The organism is Candidatus Gorgyraea atricola (assembly GCA_030765235.1).
Lineage (GTDB): Bacteria > Omnitrophota > Gorgyraeia > Gorgyraeales > Gorgyraeaceae > Gorgyraea > Gorgyraea atricola.
Window position 1 is genome coordinate 20,056 of sequence record JAVCCW010000020.1, and the last position, 21,283, is coordinate 41,338.

The window sequence follows — 21,283 nt, forward strand, 5'->3', positions numbered from 1 at the left end:
AAAAAAGCTTTTATAATTTGACAAATTGTGGTATTATTGGTATAATTAATAGAACGATAGAACCAAAAAGGAGGTGAGTGATGAGGACAGGTGAATTTGCAGAGAAGAGGGAATTTAAAAGACTGGATCTATCTCTTCCTACGACACTCAAGGGTCTTTCCGGAGATGAGAAGCAGCGCGAGCAAGAGGGAGTTACTCTTAATATTAGTTATAATGGGGCATATGTAGCAGATATAGAGATAAAGAATATAAAGTCTAATGATACATTGAAGATCTCTATTTCAGTGCCAAGAGACGAATCAAGAGATTTCCCATTTTCCCGCGTTGTAGGAAAGGCAAAAGTGATACGCGTTGATAAGGAAGGCGTTGCACTTGAGTTTGCAGAGGATGTAAACCGTCTTTTTATTGCTAATTGATTTTTGTATGAAAGCTCGCTTTTTATTTTTTAAGGAGGAAAGGTGAATTATCTTCATAAGAAAGGTCATCTTTTTTTTATAGCTTGTTCGTTCATCGTTTTTTTAAGTGTTGTTTTACTATCCACTATCCACTATCCGCTATACGCTGCAGAAGAGAATCTATCTCCCAAGGATCTAATAGTCCGCGCGTGGGAGGCATGGGGCGCAAAGGATCATAAAAGCGTCTTTTATTATACAGATAAGTGCATAGAGTTATATTCTGAAGATGCAAGAGCGCAGCAGACCTCTTTAACAGGTTTTCCTGCTACAGAGGCCATAGACCAGTATGATGCGCTCAATGCTGTTGGCACAAGTCTTTTTATACAGGGCGAGGCCTATCTTACTCAGGGAAAGATAGGTGAGGCAAAAGAGATCTTTGTCAGGGCAATAGAGGGTTATGGCTATGCGCAAAACTGGGATCCGCGCGGATGGTTTTGGAGCGTGAAAGAAAAGTCAGAGGCAAGTCTTGAAAAGTTAGAGCAGAAAGAAGAAGTCAAGGCAGTCCCTGAAATAATAAGACCAAAGACAAAGATCACCCTTCACGATCAAGGAAAAGAATTCCCTATAGATTACAGCAAATACGGGTATTTTAAAGGAATCGGTACGAATAAGTATAGATATGTGGCAAAGGACCCAGAGGGTCTTGCAGAGGCAGCAGGAGAGGGCGTGTATCCAAATACCTCAGGTATTACATGGGACCCACGCTATCGCGAGGTTAAAGAAGAAGGCAGGTTAGAAGGTAATCATTGGGATTTTGTAAATACAGATGACTTGGAGGCAAATTTTTATAGATGGACGCAGGCAGCAGAGCCAATGGGCGTGCGCATGTTTTATGCAGCTATGGCGCTTGAGAATTCAGGCCTTCTCGAGCATGCAATAAAGGCTTATTATTCTATAGTTGTACATTTTCCAAAGGCGATTGGCTGGACGTATTTTCATACACCATGGTATATAGCACAGGTGGCTATTGACAGGATAGATTATCTATTGAGGCATAATCCTGATCTAAAGGCAGAGCTGCATGGGGCAAAGATATTTGTTGAGAATGGTTTTGATGATGACATTACAAATGATAAATTTTTTATTAATCCTGGCAGACTCTCTAAAATGAATTTTTTTGATAGCATAAAGAACAGCTTGTTTAAAAATAGACCTGTGAAGACAGGTATGGTTGTGGAACAGAGGGGTGACGGAAGAGTAGATCTTGTAAAATATAAAAATGGGCATTGGCAGCTAAGGGTAGAGGGTAGACCTTATATAGTAAAAGGAGTTGCTTATGATCCCAATAAAATCGGCCAGAGTCCTGACGAGGGCACTCTCGCTGATTGGATGCAGGCAGACTATAATAATAATGGTAGGATAGATGCGCCTTATGACAGCTGGGTGGATAAAAATTTCAATAATACTCAGGACGCAGATGAAGAGACTATAGGAGATTTTGGATTACTAAAAGAAATGGGAGCCAACACTATTAGAATCTATCATCACGCCTCTAATAAAGAGCTTCTAAAGGACTTATATGATAACTATGGCATAATGTCTATCATGGGCGATTTATTAGGCGCGTATACTGTGGGTTCTGGTGCGAGTTGGTATGAAGGCACAGACTATGAAAATCCAGAACACAGAGAGACTATGAAGAAAGGCGTAAGACAAATGGTTGAAGAGTTTAAAGACGAGCCATACGTTCTTTTCTGGATGCTTGGCAATGAGAATAATTATGGTGTCGCGAACAATGCCAAGAAAAAGCCAGATGCCTATTACACGTTCGTAAATGAAATTGCAAATATGATAAGGTCAATAGATAGGGACCATCCTGTTGCCGTGTGTAGTGGGGATTTATTCTTTCTAGATAAATTTGCTGAATTTGCACCAGATGTAGACATATATGGCTCTAATGCATACAGGGGAAGACATGGTTTTGGCAGGAGTTTTTGGGGAAATATGCAGGAGGTATGCGATAAACCTATAATAATTACCGAATATGGATGTCCGAGTTATATGCAGGGAAGATCAAGAGAACATGTAGAGGAAAAACAGGCTGAATATTTAAGGGGTAACTGGGAAGATATTCTTTATAATTCAGCAGGACACAGGGGTATTGGAAATTCAATAGGCGGCGTGCTTTTCGAATGGTTGGATGAATGGTGGAAGGCGTATGAGCCTATGTTGCATGATACAACAAGAAACTGGTCAGGCCCGTTTCCAGACGGATGGAATTATGAGGAGTGGCTTGGAGTGGCTGGCCAGGGAGATGGTAAAAGCAGTCCATTCTTGAGACAGCTTAAAAAGGCATATTTTGTCTATCAGGAGATGTGGACGGAATGACGAAAGGGGGGTGCACTACTTTGTGTAATGTCTAAGGTGTAATGTGTAATGGATTTTCTTAAAAAATACAAGGAGGTTAGAGATGAGGAAAAGTTTAAGTTTAACATTTTTGGTAATAGCGGGATTGATGCTTTTTAGCATAGCAAGCTGTGGTGGTTCTAACGACAGAGAGCAGTATGCGCAGACGGACGACTACTCTTATGACTATGAAGAAGATGTATATGATACGTATGAAGAAACAGAGAGTGCTGTAACCAGCTTTAATGTGTTTCCTGTTTATACTGATGGCAGGTCACCTGACAATCATTACATCCCTTCAGGATACATGGGAGATTATTCTGATGTGAGCATTGATATATCTTCTTTTGAGAATCCTCATGCTGGTTCTACATGCATAAAGATAGTTTATTCCAATGCCTCGAGTCAGGGTGCGAGATGGGCAGGCGTACAATGGCAGAATCCAGCTAATAACTGGGGTGACAGGCAGGGGGGTTTTGACCTTACCGGCGCTACAAGACTTACGTTCTGGGCAAGAGGTGGACAGGGCGGAGAGAGGATAGAAGAGTTTAAGCTCGGCGGCATAACAGGACTTTATCCTGACTCAGACATAGCAGGTATTGGTCCTGTACTTTTGACCAATGAGTGGAAGCAGTATGAGATAGACCTTAGAGGAAAAGACCTTAGCTATATCAGCGGAGGATTTGCCTGGGCAACTAATGTCGATGTAAATCCAGAAGGAGCAACGTTTTATCTGGATGATTTAAGGTACGAATAAATCGCGGAAATACGCGGAAGCTTCCCCGCTTAGGCGGGGAAGACGCGGAAATACGCGGAAGTTCTTAAGGTGCATATTTATGAAAAAGATCATTATATCTATAATCTGCGTAGCAGTAGTGGCTTTACTGACCTTTGTTATTTTTTCTAATTTTGGCGGGCTGCAGAAGGTTTATATAAAAAGCCTGGAAAGTAACCGCTTTCAGTTAATGATAGGCGACCAGCCCTATATAGTTAAAGGTATGGTGTATAGCCCTGTGCCTGTAGGCCAAAATCATGCCTATAATTTCTGGGCTGACCCTGAAAAGCCGCATCTTTATGATGGTAAGCTCATGAAGGCAATGGGCGTAAATACCATAAGGGTCTACCAGCCTGGCCAGGATGCGCTAAAGACAAAACAGGTCATGAGAGATCTTTACAATAAGTTTAGGATCCGTGTAGCAATGGGCCACTGGCTTGGTTTTTGGGATGATGCAAATTACGCGGATCTTGGTTTTCGTGAAAAGGTAAAAAGGGATGTCATCGAGATGGTAGAGACATATAAAGATGAGAAGGGTATTTTATGCTGGATCCTTGGGAACGAGAATAACGTATCTTTTTCTTATGGGCCGCAGACATTGAATCTTTGGACTACTGCTGAGATAGAGGCGCTCGAGGATCCTTATCTAAAGAGACAGGCACGCGCAAAGATCTATTATTCCTTTGTGAATGAGGTCGCAAAAGAGATCCACAAGGTGGATCCAAATCATCCTGTGCTATTGGCAAATGCAGAGCTTACTGATATAGATGTGGCTAGCGAGGTCACTCCAGATATTGATATCTTAGGGTGTTCAATATACAGAGGAAAGGCATTTGGGAGTTTCTTTAGAGAGGCAAGCATGAAGTTTAAGAGGCCTGTTCTTATAACAGAGTTTGGCTGCGATAGGTATAATGCGTTTTTAAGAGAAGAGGACCAGGGTATTCAGGCAGAGTTTATAGAGGCAGAGTGGAATGAAATAGAAAAAAATACCCATGAAGGTACTGGAGTCGGAAATTGCCTAGGTGGTTTTGTATTTGAATGGACAGATGAATGGTGGAAGTATAATGAGGAGAGCAAAACTGGCTGGTATGTTCATGATACTGTTAGCAGCTGGTCTAACGGCGCATACTATTTTGACATAAAGGCGCCGCAGAATTTTAACATAAATGAGGAGTGGTGGGGCGTGTGCGCTATGGAAAAACGCGATGGCAAGCTTGACGAACGCAGACCCACTAAGGCATACTTTAAGCTAAAGGAGCTATGGAGATAAGACATCGTTTAATTAATATTTTTATAATATTCGCGATGTTACTTTGGAGTGTGCCGGGGTATGCCCAGGAGCAGTATATTGCTGAGAGTTTTGGATTATATAGCAGGGGCATAGATTATTATCACGCCGGAAAACTGCACGAGGCAAAGGATATTCTTGAGAGGGCTGTTAGCCTTGACCCAAGGAATAACGAGGCGCAGGGTTATCTGGACCTGGTCAATGCAGAGCTTAAGATGCGCGCAAGAGGCCAGTTGGATGTTTACCAGAGCCAGAGCGAACTTAAGAGAGAGTCGGATCTTGAAGAACCTGATGAATATTACTATTATGAGATAGAAGATGCTGACATAGAAGATGAATACGAATATGAATATGAGTACGAGTATTATGAGGATGAACCAGATAAACCCAGGCATCCTGAGGATAAAATAAAGGCCATTAGTGATGCGCTTAATGAGAGCATAGCGCCTTCCCAGATAATCGGGGAATATAAGATGTCGCTTGGCGCGACAAACGAGGATGTTATCTGGAAAGACGCGAATGGCGACTATAACGAACGCAACTTCAGGATGATAAACAATGATTTCCCAAAGACAAATACATTTGACACAAGGGTATATGATAGTTTTAAGCTGGCATTTGATACGAATGAGAATGAAGAAGGCCTGAATTTCCACTCAGATATAACTGTGGACCCGTGGAGTTTTGTTGGCAAGACAGATAAGTTTACGGTGGCAGATAATTCAGCAACAGACAGGGTTGAATTAGAGTTGAAATACTGGTCAGGAACGCGGAGTACGATCAATGAGACTTTTTACACATCGGATTATAATCGCAACTTTTCCACTTTAGAATATAAGGTTACGGATGGCAAGATACCAGCCTTCATAGCTACAAGCAAGGATCAAGATGGAAACGCGTTTGACACTTATTCCATACCTGAACAAGAAGTAGATTTTACATTTCAGCCTCTCAGGGAACTATGGGTAGATTACAATACCGATGATTATAAATTCAGGGTCTTTCCGTTCGGTCTGGAAAACCAGGCCCTTTCTTCGGACGATCCATTGGGTCTTTCTAATCATCATATATACTGGGAACCCAGTCCATGGCTTGATGAGTGGATACCAGGACATGTAAACAGCGAATGGAACCCGGATGATTTTTGGCGAGGCCAGTGGTCAGATGACCTGCCGTTTTTTACAAGGGACAGTGAGTTAAAGAGGCTTACTGCATTAAGAGGTGTTTCTTTTGAGGGGCTAGGCCTTTTTGGCAATACTGACCTTTCAGCGACTGTGGCTACACCTAAGGGATTATGGCAGGATTATGAAAGTGTAAACGCTATACCAGGTGCATTAAGGACCAAAACACAGCTGACAGATGAATTGATGATAGGCCTTACAGGCACATTCAGGGTAGGTTACGACGATAGCTCTAAGGATTCTTATAATCATGTGTCTGCGGTTGACGCGAGCTATGATTTAAATCCTACTACAAATATAGCCATTGAACTTGCAATGAGTGATAGTGAATATGATCGCTCATCTTCATATAAGACTGAAAAGAATGGCAGCGCTGCGAAGCTCGCTGTAAAAAAAGACATGGATCTTGGAAACGCAAAATTGAGCTTCACGCATATGGACTCATCATTTGATCCAGGCCTCGCGAATTATACAGAAACGAGAAGAGACCAGTTCTGGGGCAGGCACATACACTTTGAAGAGCCTCTCCAGTGGAGTATATGGGGTTCTGATCCATTGACATATGACGATATCGAACCCTTTAGAATAGGCGATGGCATTGATACAGGCAGGGATGTAGTTAATTTCAGGCTTGATACTGAAGATGTCTTTGGCGAGAGAATGGATAATCTTATAGATTATAGGTATGTAAAAGATTCTGATCATAAGTATGTCGAAGGAGTCTTTAGGGAAGAGAATACACTGCGAATTAATCCTGAGTGGACATCAAAGCTTCTGTTTCTCTATCATGATCTGCCTAAGACCAAGGGCGGCATAGATCCCGTAAAATATGATTCAGATACAGGGGAGTTTTATCTTAATTCAGCTATCCAGGACGGGCAGGACGCGACTATGTCGACCTATTCCTTGGGACTTGAATACGAGCCTGAGGGATGGATAAGTATTTTCGGTATATATGAAAACACAAATGACTCTACCTTTGCCACAGATAATCATCCAAGGGACCTTTTGGAAAATTTTAGCTTTTCTACAGATAATATAGAGGGCAATACTTACAGGGACAAATTACCATTTTTATATTCTCAAGGATATTTTGACCTGCCGCCATATGACCGTTTTAATATCTATAGGGCCGGCATTTCTTTAAAGCCTTCTGAAAATCTAGGTGTAGATTTTGACTACACCAGGAATGACTTTAAGTTTGCGCAGAGCATAGACAATAACATGAATCACTTTGGTACAACATTAAAATATAAGTTTAATAATAAACTCACTGGATTTTTAAAATATACATATTCAAAGGCTTATGATCTGTACAAACTAAGTACAAGCGGAGACTTAAAATACGAAGACCACCATAATATCTTTATGGAGCTCAATTACAATGTAACTGAGTATGGTCTTCTGACTATACAGTTTGGTGAGGGTAGTGTGCTTTCGCCTGTCTACGGAGCTACTACTACTCCGTTCGGGGATTCTTATCTCACGCTCGATACGCAACACATAGTGCGTATTTATTATAACGGACGTTTTTAAAACCAGAAGGAGGCACTTATGCCTATTACGAAGAATCGGGTTTTTGCATCGCATTCTCTTTCAGACCACGAGAAGAAGAATTTTTCAATTTTAGAGCTAGTTCGCAGAAATGGGCCTATTACAAGAGCAGATATCTCAAAGACAACAGATCTTAATATAGTGACAGTATCGAACTACATAAATACTTACATCAGCGAGGGATTAGTTGTCGAAGGCGGCATGGAGGCATCTTCAGGCGGCAGGAAGCCGACTCTTGTTAAGCTAAGAGAAAACCACGGTTATGCCATAGGCCTTGATCTTGGCCATGTGGGCGAGGTAGGTTCACACATGACAGGGATAGTAACGGATCTTTCTGGCAGGATAATCGCAAGGGTGGATAAGGCAAGGGAAAGAGATACCATGGATAAGATCATAGATAAATCCCTTAACCTCATATCAGAGCTGATGAGTAAAAAGGGAGTTAATAAAGATAAGATCAAGGGCGTTGGTATAGCTGTTGGCGGTGTCATAGATGAGAATCTTGGTACAGTAAGGGACTCTTCAAAGAATGGCATACGTACGAGCTATGTCGCTATAAAGCGCCTTATTGAACAGAAGTTTGGCATACCGTCTTTTCTCGGAAACGATGCTACATTTGCCGCGTTCGGCGAAAAGATGCACGCACTTCCCATGGATGTCGAAGATGTGATCTACATGTATTCTGATGTGGGAAGCGGGATCATTATGAAGGGCGGTATCTATTGCGGGGCTAGTGGTTCAGCAGGAGAGATACGCATTAACTATCCCAGGAACGGCGAATACCTAAGGCTTTCAAAGAATCTTTCATTCTTGCTGCCACTTGGCCTGGATCTGGGACTCGTAAGCCAGGCAAAGAAACTCATAAAACAGGAAGGTGTTAAGTCTGCTATATCAGGCTTTGCCAATAAAGACCTGGATAAGATAACAGTGGATACTATAATAGACTGCGCAAAATCAGGCGATACGCTTGCAATAGAACTGTTGGAAGACGCAGCTGTTAATCTGGGTGTCAGGGTGGCCTATCTTACGAATCTATTTAATCCTGAGATAGTGATAATAGGAGGGGGCGTTGAGCGTTCAGGCAGCCTTTTCTTAGAGCCGTTACGAAGGACTGTTAGAAAGTGGGCCTTTGAAGAACCTGCAAACATCGTAAAGATAATACCTGCGCATTTGGGCAAGGACTCTGTAGCTTTGGGTGCTGCCAGCGTAGTTATAAAAGACGTGTTCGTAAAGGCGTAAGTGAGGACATAGGTTACGAAAATCTTTGATTTTCGTAACCTATCTGTCCGAACTTACCCCCACACCAATTTAAGTAGACATCTTTTGGTGTGCTTAGAAATTGGTGTGGGGGTTAATTCGCACAGCAACTTATGTTCACTTTGTTCCATAAGTTGCGTGCTCATTAACCATATCATAACCGTATCATTTGTGCTGGTATTGACAAAATAATAATCGTATGATATACTTCTCCCTTACAAGGAGAAGTATATGCGCGTTAAGCGTATCATTACATTATATCTTTTTGTTTTAGCAGCAGTTACGCTATTTTATCCTACCGTATCATTTGCCTATCCACAGGCAAGCGAACCCATTACTCAATATATAATAGATCTATCCAATGATATCCAGCGCTCTATCCAGGATCCAGGGGAGTCTATATTGCAGGACTCCAAGGGAGACTTAAAGTTAAAGCTTCTTCTTTCTCCGTGGGGAGAGCTAGAGGATGTGTATGTCTCTGAGTCATCAGGCAGCGCGCAGCTTGATAACATGTGCCTAAAGGCTGTGTGGATGTATGATAGATTTCCGCCATTTCCAGAAGAGCTTGGAGATGAAGCTCGCTGGGTAGATGTGCCGATAATATTTGAGGTTTTGACCGCCGCAACCCCGGAGGTTGCCAGCACGGCAACCTCCGGGGTTGCGGGGTTGGGTGGTGTGGCAGACGCAGTGGATATTGCATTAGAGAATCGCATGGCTATGAAGATAGCACAAGAAGAAATAGCGCTTTCAAGGCTCAAGATAAGAGAGGCAAGAAGGGCTCTTTTTCCAGCAGCAAGCCTTAGTTATTTAGAGACTATTGGCAGGACTACTGCCTTGGCCGAGGATTTTACAGATAAGGAATATAAGGTTAAGTTTGAGTACCCGCTCTATTATGGGTGGCGGCTCAGGTATGCAGTAGACCAGGCAGTCAGTCACATGAAGGCATCAAGAGAAGGATATAATAAAACAAGACAAGATCTTCAGCTGGAGGTGGAGACAGCATTTTACTCTTACTTGGCAACCGCCTCTAATGTACAGATACAAAAAGGACTTTTAGAAAAAGCAGAAGAGATCTTTGATATGGCAGAGAAAAGGTTTGACCGTGAGTTGATCACAAATGTCCAGTTCTTGGAGGTAAGCTCGCAGTTAAAACAGGTTACATATCAGGTCATTTCGAGTGAGAATGACCTGGCCATGGCAAAACTTGCACTTACACAGGCAATGCACGTAGAGGATTTAGAGGGATTAGTAGATGTGAGGAGCGAATGGGAATCTGTGTTAGAGCAGTCAGTGCAGGATATAGATATTAGCTTAGAAGAATGCCTGGAATTGGCCTTTAGACATAGGCCTGATTTGAAATCAAAGAGTCATATTGTAGATTTTACAGACTATGAGTATAAGATAGCACAATCCAAGAATCAGCTTAAGGTAGATCTAACAGGTTCGTACGGTAAGTCTGGGGGCGCCTATGAATCTGAGACCTTAAACATGTCGAATGACTGGTATTTTGGTTTTAGGGCCTCAAAGCCTTTTGGAGGCAATACACTTTCGACTGCCTATACAAAGGAGGAGACCAGCGAAAAACACGGCCAGACAACACGTACAGAATCTCTTAGTAACTCTGTGGAATTTGGCATACTTGACAACCTGCAGAGTTTTTCAGAAAAGAAGTCCGCAAGTATAGGTCTAAAAAGGGCAAAGCAGGAATTGGAAAAGATGAAAGAGGGCATTGTTAAAGAGGTAAAGGAATTATATTTGAATTACAGAAAAGTCGTAGTTCAAACAAGATCCAATCTCAACAAAATCAAACATAAAGAAGAAGAGCTAAAGATAGCAAAGGCGCGCGCGGGACTGAATGAAATACCCCTGTCAGAGCTTATGCGCGCATATACGAATCTGACAGATGAGAAGTCTTATTATATTGAGACATTTGGAAGCCTGTATCAGTCTTTGGCAAAGTTAAATAAGGCCACTGGTTATGTCTTGTTTCTGGATAGTGAGAGTTTTGAGCTGGCGAATTTAAAATAACAGATACGAGGATGATATGAAGAAAAAATATAAGAAGTTACTGATAGGATTTATTCTTTTATGGGTAGTGGGATTTGCTGTTGTGTGGGGGGTGACATTGCTCAAGAAGGGCTCTGCCAAAAAGGAAAAGGCCCCGGAAATGCTTGAGATGGCTGAGCAGGGACAACAACCGCCAGCGCAGAAAAAAGAGGCAGTGCCAGTGCGATGCTATAGGACAGCCTTAATGTATTTTAAGGATGACTTACCTGTGATGGGAACTGTAAGAGGAGCACAGGAAATAACTTGTAAATTCGAGATAAATGGGGTAGTAGATGCTATCAATTATAGAGAAGGAGATATTATTTATAAGGATGATTTAATAGCTACCCTGAATAAAAAAGATGTGCAGCTAAAGATAGATTATGCCAAAAGTAAGTTAGAATCTGCCAGGATACAACACTTGGCAGCTCAGAAAAAGCTCGACATTCATAAGAGTCTATATGAGATAGGCGGGATTATAAAGGCAAAATTAGAAGAGGTGGAGTTAGAAGTAAAGAGCGCAGAACTGCAGGTGGAATCAGCTGAAGTAGAGCTTAAATCAGCAGAATCAGAGTTTGAAAAGACAAACTTGCATGCTCCCAGAGACGGGGTCTTGGGTTCCAAGGATGTTGAAGTGGGGGAATTTGTTACGTCTAACGATAAGATCGCTACATTGTATAATACCATGCAGGTCTTTGTGGAATTAGGCATAGTAGAAAAGGATATAGAAAAGCTTGCGCTCGAGCAGGATACAGCAGTCACAGTAGATGCGTATCGTGGCGTCGATTTTAAAGGTATCATTGATAACATAGTCCCTATTATCGAGGGGAAATCCAGGACGCTTACTGTAAGAGTAGTAATAGAAAATGAAGACGCAATGCTTTTGCCAGGCATGTTTGCAAGGGCCTTGATTACTATAGCTGAATTTGAAGATGCAATAGTGGTCCCCAGCATGAGCATAAACAAGACAGAGGACGAAGGTTATAATGCCTTTATTGTAAATGAGGACGCAGGCACTGTTGAAATGAGGCCTGTAGAGGTCGCATATGTTACTACTGATTACACTGTGATCGCTTCTGGCATCGCAGAAGGAGAGTTGGTTGTTTCTGATACACCGCAGGAGCTCAAAGACGGAATGGATGTTGACGTTATAGAAGTGCAGGAACCAGAAGTGCAGGAGCCAGGTGTTGAAGAATGAAAATTCCAGAATTTTCGGTAAATCGACCTGTTACGACCTCCATGTTTTTCATAGGCGTGCTGATGCTGGGTTTTATATCATTGACACGCCTGCCCCAGGAACTTTTCCCTTCAGTTACTTATCCAGTACTTACCATAGTTACCGGATATGAGAATGCCGCCCCAGAAGAAGTAGAAACCCTTATTACAAAGACAGTAGAAGAGACGGTTGGCACTGTGAGCAACCTGAAGCGCATAAGCTCTGTATCCAAAGAAGGCGTTTCGATCGTTACAGCTGAATTTGGATGGGGCACGAATATGGATTTTGCCTCTCTTGGTGTGCGCGAAAAAATAGATCTTGTAAAGGAGCGCTTGCCGCTTGGCTCTGCTGATCCCATAGTGATGAAATTCAATCCATTTGAGCTCCCTGTTATCACATTAAGTATCACAGGAGATAAATCTCCTGCAGAACTGTTAAGGCTTTCGAGGAAGTTCGTAGAGGACGAGCTGGAAAAGGTTGAAGGCGTGGCTTCTGCCAATGTAGTTGGCGGGTTGGAACGGGAGATACTTGTTTCTGTAGATGAAGGGAGACTACGGGCTTCAAATATTTCTATAACGAAGATAGTGGATGGCTTGAAATCATCTAATCTAAATTATCCGGCTGGTACAGTAGAAGAACACTTTTACGAATATCTTATAAGGACCATGGGAGAGTTCAAGGTAGTGTCGGATATAAGTGAGACGATTGTCGGAAAGGATAAGGCGGATGAGCAATCTGCGTTTATGCGAGGACAGCGTCGCCAGATGCCAGGCAAGGAAAGGAGGCTCATATATCTAAAAGATATTGCCCAGATAAAAGACGCGTTTCAGGAAAAGACAAGCATCTCTCGTTATAACGGATCAGAAAATATATCCATATCAGTGCAGAAACAGGCTGGCGTTAATACCATACGCGTAGCGGAGAAGGTAAAGGAGAAACTGAAACAAATGGAGGAAGATTTACCATCAGGTATGGATGTAAAGATTATTTATGACCAGTCGATATTCATAAAACAGTCAATACGCGGGGTCATGGACGCAGCTATACAGGGAGGCCTGCTCGCCTTTCTGGTGCTGTTTGTATTTTTAAGAAATATAAAGGCCTCTTTGATAGTGGCAGGCTCTATGCCCATATCTATTATGGTTGCCTTCACCCTTATGTATTTTAATGGGATCACGCTGAACATGCTTTCTTTAGGCGGCCTTGCTCTTGGTATTGGTATGCTGGTTGATAGTGCCATAGTTGTTATTGAAAATATCTATAATCATCTTCAGAAGAAGGAAGATATAAAGGAGGCGAGTAAGGTAGGCGCCAGCGAGGTCTCAGCATCTATATTTTCTTCAACGCTTACTACAGTAGCTGTATTTTTGCCCATGGTGTTTGTTGTGGGTGTAGCAGGCCAGCTATTTAAGGAACTGGCATTTACTGTAACATTCTCACTCGTGGCCTCTTTAGTAGTGGCACTTTCTCTGATACCGAGGCTGGCAGCAATAAAGGGCAGATCACCTGGCAAAGGTAAAGGCGGCCCGACCTTAAACACGGATACGTCTGTATTTGGCTTAAAACCTCTTTATTCTAAGGTCATACCTAAGGTATTGAAGCACAGGTGGATCTTTTTAATCGCTGTAGTTATTGTGTTTATTATGAGCCTGGGTCTATTTTTCGTTATAGATAAGGAGTTTATGCCAAAGATAGACCAGCGCGAATTTATTATGAAGATAAACATGCAAAGCGGTACAAAATTAGACGTCACGGATGGTGTCGTAGGAAGAATAGAAAGAGTACTTATTGACACAGAGGAGATAGAGGGCGTTGCTGTAAGTATAGGTTCGGTTAAGAAAAGAGATTACTCGCAGGGCATTGAGACCTTGGGCTCTCATCAGTCGCAGATCATAGTAAATCTTAAAAGAGGCAGGAAATGGGCCGCGACCTCAGATGTAATAAAAAGATTGAAGCCCAAATTCGATGATCTTAATTTGGAAGGAGCGGAAATAGAGTATATTTTACAGGAGAGCATTTTTAAAAGCGCTCTCCAGGGTTCAGCCCCTGTTGTGGTTGAGATAAAAGGAAAGGATCTTAAGAAGGTAGAAGAGATCTCACGTTATGTTCAAAAAGGCTTTGCCGGCATAGAAGGTATTTATGGTATTCGCACGAGCCTTACCCAGCCCTCGCCCGAGACAAAGGTAAATATTATAAAGGATAAGGCAGCGCTTTATAATCTTTCGATAGCTGTGATAGCGCAGGCCGCTCACACTGCCATAAAAGGCGTAGTAGCAACTAAATTTAAGGAAGAAGGAAGGGAGATAGATGTAAGGGTCAGGTTAAGGGAGGAAGGCCGCTCTCGACTTGGACAGGTCAGAAACATCCTTATCCATTCGCCGCTTGATATAGAGGTGCCGCTGTCAGAGGTAGCATATATAGCACAGGGCGTTGGGCCGAGCGAGATAAGACGGCTTGACCAGCAAAGGACAGTCCTTGTGACAGCGAATATAAAGGACCGGGCGCTGGACAAGGTTATAATGGATGTAAGTACGCTTTTAAAGAAGATTGAGATTGAGAAGATTGGCCATGTCGAGGGATTGAGTGAAGCAGAAAAAGAGCTTACCATGTCTTTATCAGGTGAAAGCCAGCAGATGAGCGAGTCTTTTAATTCTTTGAGATTTGCATTGATCTTGTCGATACTCATGGTGTATATGATAATGGCTGCGCAGTTCGAGTCATTATGGCAGCCTTTTGTGATTATGTTTACAGTGCCTCTGTCCCTCGTGGGAGTATTCGTGGTATTATTTTTAACACACACGCCTCTAAGCGTTGTTGTAATGCTGGGTGTTATAATCCTGGGAGGGATCGTTGTCAATAATGGCATTATCTTGATTGACTGTATAAATAGGCTGCGCGCAAAGGGCGTTGAATTGATCGAGGCGGTTATAGAATCTGGTAAGACAAGGCTCAGGCCTATCTTTATGACTACCATGACTACAGTGCTGGGGCTTTTTCCATTGGCATTGGGATTATCAGAAGGTTCAGCCCTGCAGAGCCCCATGGCAATAACAGTAATGGGTGGGCTTATGGTGTCTACAGTGCTGACACTTTTTGTAATACCTTGCGCGTATACTATTGTGGCTGGGGTTATTGGAGAAAAGTCAGTATCAAAGCCTGCGTCTGTAGCAGCGCTGCCTGCAGTAGCGCCTGTAGCAGTGCCTGCAGCTCCAGTAGTCCAGGAAAAGAAAGAGGTCATTGAGCTGCCTCCTCCGCCAGCTGCGCCTAAGCCTGAACCTAAGCCTGAATCTAAGCCTGAGCCAAAAGCAGCAGAGCCTCCAAAACCGCCAGTCCCACAGAAATTAAATAGGAGACAGGAGGAGTTAGTGGAGCATTTGAAAAAGGCTGGCAAGATTACGCGCAAAGAATATTCAGAACTATTTAAGATATCCGTACCTACAGCAGCCAGGGATTTAAAAGAATTGACCAATAAAGATGTGCTGATCGCCCACGGCCCCCTTGGCCCGGGGCGATGGTATGAATTGAAATGAATCTCTCAGAACTCTCAGTAAAACGGCCGATCACGATATTTATGCTATTTCTTGGCATAGTACTCGTGGGGTTTGTATCTCTGCAAAGACTTCCCGTTGAATTAAAACCAAATGTAGCATATGGCGACATAAGTATTAGTGTGGCTGTCAGGGGCGGTATGCCTCCAGAGGAGGTAGAAAACCTTGTTACTAAGCCTATAGAAGAGGCGGTGTCTACAGTCAGCTATTTAGAGAACCTGTATTCTACATCAAAGGCAGGGGAATCAAGGATATGGCTTGAGTTTGAGCCAGGCACCAATATGAATTTTTCCGCGCTCGAAGTAAGAGAAAAATTTTCAAAGATACGGGATAAACTCCCTCGCGAAATACAGAAACCCATTATAGCCCAGTATAAAGAGTCTGATGCACCAGTACTCTTGCTGGTCGTTAGCGGAGAGGATTATACACCTGAGATGTTAAGAAAGGTGGTTGACGAGCAGATAAAAGAGCGGATACTTCGCGTCGAGGGCGTTGCAAATGTCGATGTCTATGGAGGCCGGGAGCGTAAGATATTAGTCGAGGTAGATAAGCATAAGCTTTATCAATATAATATCCCCATGGAGCTTGTTGTTAATTCGCTGGGCGCGAATAACCTAAATCTACTGGCAGGCGATATAAAACGCAGGAAAGATAAATACCTCATAAGGGTAATCGGAGAATTTGAATCTGTTGAGGACATCAAGGGTATAGGTGTGACAGTTACGCCGCAAGGCTCTATTATTAAACTTGAGGAAATCGCTAAGGTAAGGGATTCTTTTTTGGAACCTGTCAGTTATGCAAGGACTGACATAGAGCCGGTCGTGTCTCTCTATATACAAAAGGAGTCAACAGCCAATACAATACAGGTGGTAGCTGATGCCCAGAAGGAGATAGAACTTTTAAAGACCCAGCTGGATGAGGGGATATTTATAAAAGAGACCCTGAACCAGGCAAAGACTATACAAAATGCCATAGACGCTGTTAAGACATCGCTTCTTTATGGAGCAATACTTGCAGTGTTAGTACTTTTATTATTCTTAAGGGATCTCACCCCGACCTTTATAATCGCCGTTACAATGCCGATATCAGTCATGGCTACTTTTATATTGATGTATTTTAACAATATTTCCATCAATGTCATGACGCTCAGCGGCCTGGCACTAGGCATAGGTATGCTCGTGGATAATTCTATCGTAGTGCTCGATAATATTGATAAGAAAAAAAAGAAAGTAATATTTTCCAGGGAAGATTGGAAGACGCAATATTCACGGGCAGCTATAGGCGGCGCTTCAGAAGTGGGCCTGGCAATACTCGCATCCACCATAACAACGATAATCGTGTTTTTGCCTTTTGTCTTTGTGAATAAAGCGATGCGTATGTTTTGGAGCGGCCTTGCATTGACTGTAACGTATTCTCTTTTAAGTTCTCTGTTTGTGGCGCTGACGCTTGTGCCTATGCTTTCAGATCTGATAAAAAGAAGGGTTGTCAAGGCAAAGTCTAAGACGCCAAACCCAGCAATGCTTAAGATAAAGAAATTTTTAGACATCCAGACCTACTATAGGAGATTTTTAGAATTTAGCCTGCGATTAAGATATATGTTTGTTGCAATATCCTTTGGCATATTGTTCCTTGCTGTATTAATAGGGGGAAAGCTAGATAAGGAATTTATGGCTGGCACAGAGGAAGGCAGATTCACTATGTTTGTGGAGTTGGAGCCTGGTGCAAAACTTGACATTACCGATAAGATGGTAAAAGAGATAGAAGAGCTCCTTTTAGAAGTACCTGAAATAAAAACTTTTACTTCCCGTGTAGAGCCATGGTCCAGTAAGGTGTACGTGAAACTTTTGCCGCTCGCTAAACGAGGACGTTCAACTAAGGCTGTAATTGATGACATACGAGCTCTCGCCAAGACAGTTGAACATAGATATAAAGGAGGTTTTATATATTTTTCAGAGATAGAAGAGAAGGGACTAAAGGAGATCGTGGTGGATCTCTATGGCTATGATTATGCTGTATTAAAGGAGTTAGCTGTTTCAATAGCTACAAGGTTTGGCACCGTAGAGGGTTTTGAGGATATAAGGATGTCCAGGATCAGCGGAAGACCTGAATGGGGCATTCACGTGGATAGAAAACTGGCAGGTGCGTATGGTTTAACTGTAAAGGATGTGGCTGATACCCTTCATTCAGAAGTAAGAGGCCTGAGGGCGACTTTGTACCATACAGAGGCCAGGGAAGTCGCAACTATATCGCGTTTGAGAAAAGAAGACAGGGACCGTCTGGATGATTTGCGTAAGCTCGTGCTTTTTTCAAAAGAAGGCCATCCTATTTTGCTGGAACAGGTCGCAGATTTTACAGCTCAGATCGGCTCCAGTGAGATAGTGAGAAAAAATAAAATGAGGGTGGTGCATATAACTGCCATGGTTACAGGACAGTCGCTTGTAGAGGCTGCATCAAATATAAAGGCAAATCTTTCTGATATGGAATTTCCAAAGGATTATTATTATAGGATCGGCGGAAATTTTGAGAGAAATATAAAAAAGAGCCAAGAATTGTGGCAGTTTCCATTTTCTTTTAAGCCGCCATACGTTAGAATGCCAGGCGCTTTTTACCTGACACTGATTTTAGTATATTTAGTGCTTGCATCTCTTTTTGAATCGTATACGCAGCCTCTTATAATAGTATTTTCTGTGCCACTATCAGCAATCGGAGTAGTTTCTGCGTTAAAGATCGCAGACAAATCGATTAGTTTTGGTGTAATGATCGGTTCTATTATGCTCGCAGGAATCGTTGTAAATAATGCTATTGTTTTGGTGGACAGGATTAACTTTTTGAGGAGAGAGCAGGGAATGGATCTGCTGGAGTCATTGATTGAATCAGGAGCAGATCGCTTAAGGCCAATAGCTATGACCACCTCTACGACCATCCTTGGGCTTATGCCAATGGCCTTTGACAGAAGTGAATCAGCAAATCTGTGGTCTCCTCTGGCAATAACTGTTATAGGCGGGATGGCGTCCTCGACTATATTGACGCTATTTCTGGTGCCCAGCATGTATATGATTTTCGAGGATGTGGGATTCGCATTTTTAAAACCAAAAAAGTTAATTATGGTTGTGCAGAAAAAAATTTATGGTATAATTAAACTAAGGCCTAGAATAAGAAAGGTTACATAGTGGATAAGACCTTACGTTCTATATTGTGGGTATTAGTAGCGCTGGTAGTGCTGAGTAGTTTTAGCACTGGATGGTTTTTTGTGGCAAAGGAAAGGCTCTATACTGATTACCTGGATCTAGAGAGCCTTTTTAAGACCAGCGTGGATAAATTAAACAGAGAGATCGTCTCTTCTACCAGGGAAAACCAAGAATTAAAATCAAAACTTGATGCGATCCAGGGTGAACTGGAGACAGTAGAATCCAGGGCTAAGGATTTGAAATTCCAATACGATAAGATTCTGGGAGACAGGGATGATTTAAATAAAGAACTTGTCAGGGTCAAGAAGGGCAAATTCTATCTCGAGAAAAAAGTAAGGGAGATGGAGTCAGATATATTTGTGGCAGGGCTTTTAAGAGAAAAGGCATCACTTGAAGTGGCGTTGAAGGGATTAAAAGAATCGACCTTGCCTAAGGATCTGGAGATAGAGCAGTTAAGGGCAGAAAACATGGATTTTGAGATCAAGCTGACAAGGGTTGAAGAGGAAAAAGAGTTACTTGAAAAAAGGTTCAAGGACGCTACCGAGGTCGCTGAGATATTAAGCAAGGATCTATTAAAGGAAAAACATAAGAATGAAGAGACCAAGCAGTACTTTGAAGACATGAACGTTGAGAGCCGTGTTTTAAAGAGCAGGATCTCTGAGCTCGAAGAGGCCTCTGGCAGTTTTGATAGGCTGCTTGCTGAAAAAGATGATATGCGATCAAAGATCGCCAGGCTGGAGCGGAAACTTGAGAATAAAAATAGAGAGATCGCGAAGGTAAAAGAGCGCACTACAGCAGGAGAGTGGAGGGCTGAGGCCTATCACGCGCCGAGCGAGGTGGATCTGCCGCCTATTGTTTTAGATAGCCCAGGATACGGGAGCAGCGCTTCTTCTCTTGGGCGGATCACTGAAGAGGCAAGCCTAGAAGGCAGATTAAGAGGCAGGGTTGTTACTGTAAACAGGGATCATAATTTTGTTGTCATAGATATAGGAAAGCAGGACGGCGTTGATGTGGGCACTATTTTTAATGTCTATAGAGGCGATTCCTTTGTCGGTTCCACAGAGGTCATTCAGACCAGAGAAAGGATCTCTGCCTGTGATATAAAGAATATAGAAGAAGGTTTTTTCATAGAAGTGGACGATCTCATCATCAAATGATTCGGGTAAGCCGAGGCTTAAAAGCCGAGGTTGGACCTCGGTATACCAAATGGATCTCTCCAAAATTCTTGCAGGTTTTTCCTTTAGAAAAAGAGTCAGCACAAAGTCCCTGGTGGTGTTCACAAGACAGCTCTCCACTCTTATCGCGGCAGGCCTGCCTCTTGTAAAGGCGCTTAATACTCTACATGGCCAGTTAGAATCAGGCGGGCTAAAAGATATTATACATAATATAGCCACTGAAGTAGAGAGCGGCACAAAGTTCTCAGAGGCGCTTTCGCGCTTTCCAAAGGTATTCCCTGATTTTTATGTCAATATGATAAAGGCAGGCGAGCTCGGCGGCATGCTCGAAGGCATACTAAAACGTCTTTCAGAGTTTTTAGATAAGTCACAGAAGCTGCGGGAGAAGGTAAAGTCTGCCCTTATGTATCCCGCATTTGTAATGATCGTGGCTGTGCTTATACTTGTCATGCTCATGATCTTTGTCATACCCACATTTACAAATATGTTTTCAGAGTTGGGCGAGGCATTACCGCTTCCTACAAAGATATTGATCACTACCAGCGATATAGTGAGGAGCGCGTGGTATCTTCTTCCTCTTATCCCGATAGTGCTTATAGCCCTGTATAAATTGCTTATAAAAAACGCTAACAGGCGCTGCTTCGTCGATAAGATCAAGCTGCGCGTGCCTGTGGTGGGTCATCTCATACAGCAGATCAGCGTGGCCAGATTTTCCAGGACGCTTGGTACGCTTCTTACCAGCGGTGTGCCTATATTAAGCGCGCTGGAGACAGTAAAAGATACTATGGGCAATGAATTTATTAGCAGGGCAGTCTTACAGGTGCGGGATAGCATCAAGGAAGGGGAAAGCGTCTCAGGCCCCATGGAAGCGAGCAAGGCGTTTCCGCCGCTTGTTGTAAAGATGATAAATATAGGCGAGGAAACAGGCCAGCTCGACAAGATGCTCATTCAGATAGCTGATAATTTCGAGGAAGAGGTGGATGTCGCGATAACAGGGCTCACATCTTTGCTCGAGCCCTTGCTCATAGTCTTCATGGGTCTAGTCGTTGGATTTATAGTAGTCTCGATGTTCATGCCGCTATTTTCACTCGCCAAGTTGATAGAGTAGAAAAATTACATGAAAAATCCAAAATCCAAATACTACCAAATCCCAAATAAATCCAAAATCCCAAATCCAAAACCATGTTTGGGATTTGGAAATTGGGATTTATTTGGTAGTATTGGTATTATTGGGATTTGGGATTTATCCTAGTG

Annotated in this window: 13 protein-coding genes; all 13 read left to right on the top strand. The window is 42.6% G+C overall.

Annotated features, from left to right (window positions below):
* Positions 1 to 80: 80 nt before the first annotated feature.
* The 13 genes from P9L93_04170 (at position 81) to P9L93_04230 (ending at position 21,281) form a co-directional block, all read left to right on the top strand.
* Positions 81 to 416, top strand: coding sequence for a PilZ domain-containing protein (locus tag P9L93_04170; protein MDP8230281.1), 336 nt, complete (start codon positions 81 to 83; stop codon positions 414 to 416).
* A 42-nt stretch (positions 417 to 458) separates the two neighbouring features.
* Entirely contained in the window at positions 459 to 2,783 is a 2,325-nt protein-coding gene (locus P9L93_04175; protein MDP8230282.1) for a glycoside hydrolase family 2 TIM barrel-domain containing protein, read from the top strand.
* An 82-nt stretch (positions 2,784 to 2,865) separates the two neighbouring features.
* Entirely contained in the window at positions 2,866 to 3,558 is a 693-nt protein-coding gene (locus tag P9L93_04180) for a hypothetical protein (GenBank protein MDP8230283.1), read from the top strand.
* A 79-nt stretch (positions 3,559 to 3,637) separates the two neighbouring features.
* Positions 3,638 to 4,846: a hypothetical protein gene (locus P9L93_04185; GenBank protein ID MDP8230284.1), complete on the top strand. Its 1,209-nt coding sequence runs from the start codon at positions 3,638 to 3,640 to the stop codon at positions 4,844 to 4,846.
* Positions 4,837 to 7,581, top strand: a complete 2,745-nt coding sequence (locus P9L93_04190) for a tetratricopeptide repeat protein (protein MDP8230285.1) — start codon at positions 4,837 to 4,839, stop codon at positions 7,579 to 7,581. The genes P9L93_04185 and P9L93_04190 overlap by 10 nt, the downstream gene beginning before the upstream one ends.
* Positions 7,582 to 7,599: 18 nt before the next feature.
* Entirely contained in the window at positions 7,600 to 8,838 is a 1,239-nt protein-coding gene (locus P9L93_04195; GenBank protein ID MDP8230286.1) for an ROK family transcriptional regulator, read from the top strand.
* 249 nt (positions 8,839 to 9,087) lie between these two features.
* On the top strand, positions 9,088 to 10,884 hold the full coding sequence (locus tag P9L93_04200; protein MDP8230287.1) for a TonB family protein: 1,797 nt from the start codon (positions 9,088 to 9,090) through the stop codon (positions 10,882 to 10,884).
* Positions 10,885 to 10,900: 16 nt separating this feature from the next.
* Complete coding sequence (locus P9L93_04205) at positions 10,901 to 12,100, top strand: efflux RND transporter periplasmic adaptor subunit (GenBank protein MDP8230288.1); 1,200 nt, start codon at positions 10,901 to 10,903, stop codon at positions 12,098 to 12,100.
* Positions 12,097 to 15,648, top strand: coding sequence for an efflux RND transporter permease subunit (locus tag P9L93_04210; GenBank protein MDP8230289.1), 3,552 nt, complete (start codon positions 12,097 to 12,099; stop codon positions 15,646 to 15,648). Before P9L93_04205 ends, P9L93_04210 begins: the two co-directional genes overlap by 4 nt.
* Positions 15,645 to 18,836, top strand: a complete 3,192-nt coding sequence (locus P9L93_04215; protein ID MDP8230290.1) for an efflux RND transporter permease subunit — start codon at positions 15,645 to 15,647, stop codon at positions 18,834 to 18,836. The genes P9L93_04210 and P9L93_04215 overlap by 4 nt, the downstream gene beginning before the upstream one ends.
* Positions 18,836 to 20,011, top strand: a complete 1,176-nt coding sequence (locus P9L93_04220) for a hypothetical protein (protein MDP8230291.1) — start codon at positions 18,836 to 18,838, stop codon at positions 20,009 to 20,011. Before P9L93_04215 ends, P9L93_04220 begins: the two co-directional genes overlap by 1 nt.
* A gap of 49 nt (positions 20,012 to 20,060) precedes the next feature.
* The gene (locus P9L93_04225; protein MDP8230292.1) at positions 20,061 to 21,137 is read left to right on the top strand and encodes a type II secretion system F family protein; all 1,077 of its coding nucleotides are present in this window, start codon (positions 20,061 to 20,063) and stop codon (positions 21,135 to 21,137) included.
* A 9-nt stretch (positions 21,138 to 21,146) separates the two neighbouring features.
* On the top strand, positions 21,147 to 21,281 hold the full coding sequence (locus P9L93_04230) for a hypothetical protein (GenBank protein MDP8230293.1): 135 nt from the start codon (positions 21,147 to 21,149) through the stop codon (positions 21,279 to 21,281).
* Positions 21,282 to 21,283 lie beyond the last annotated feature (2 nt).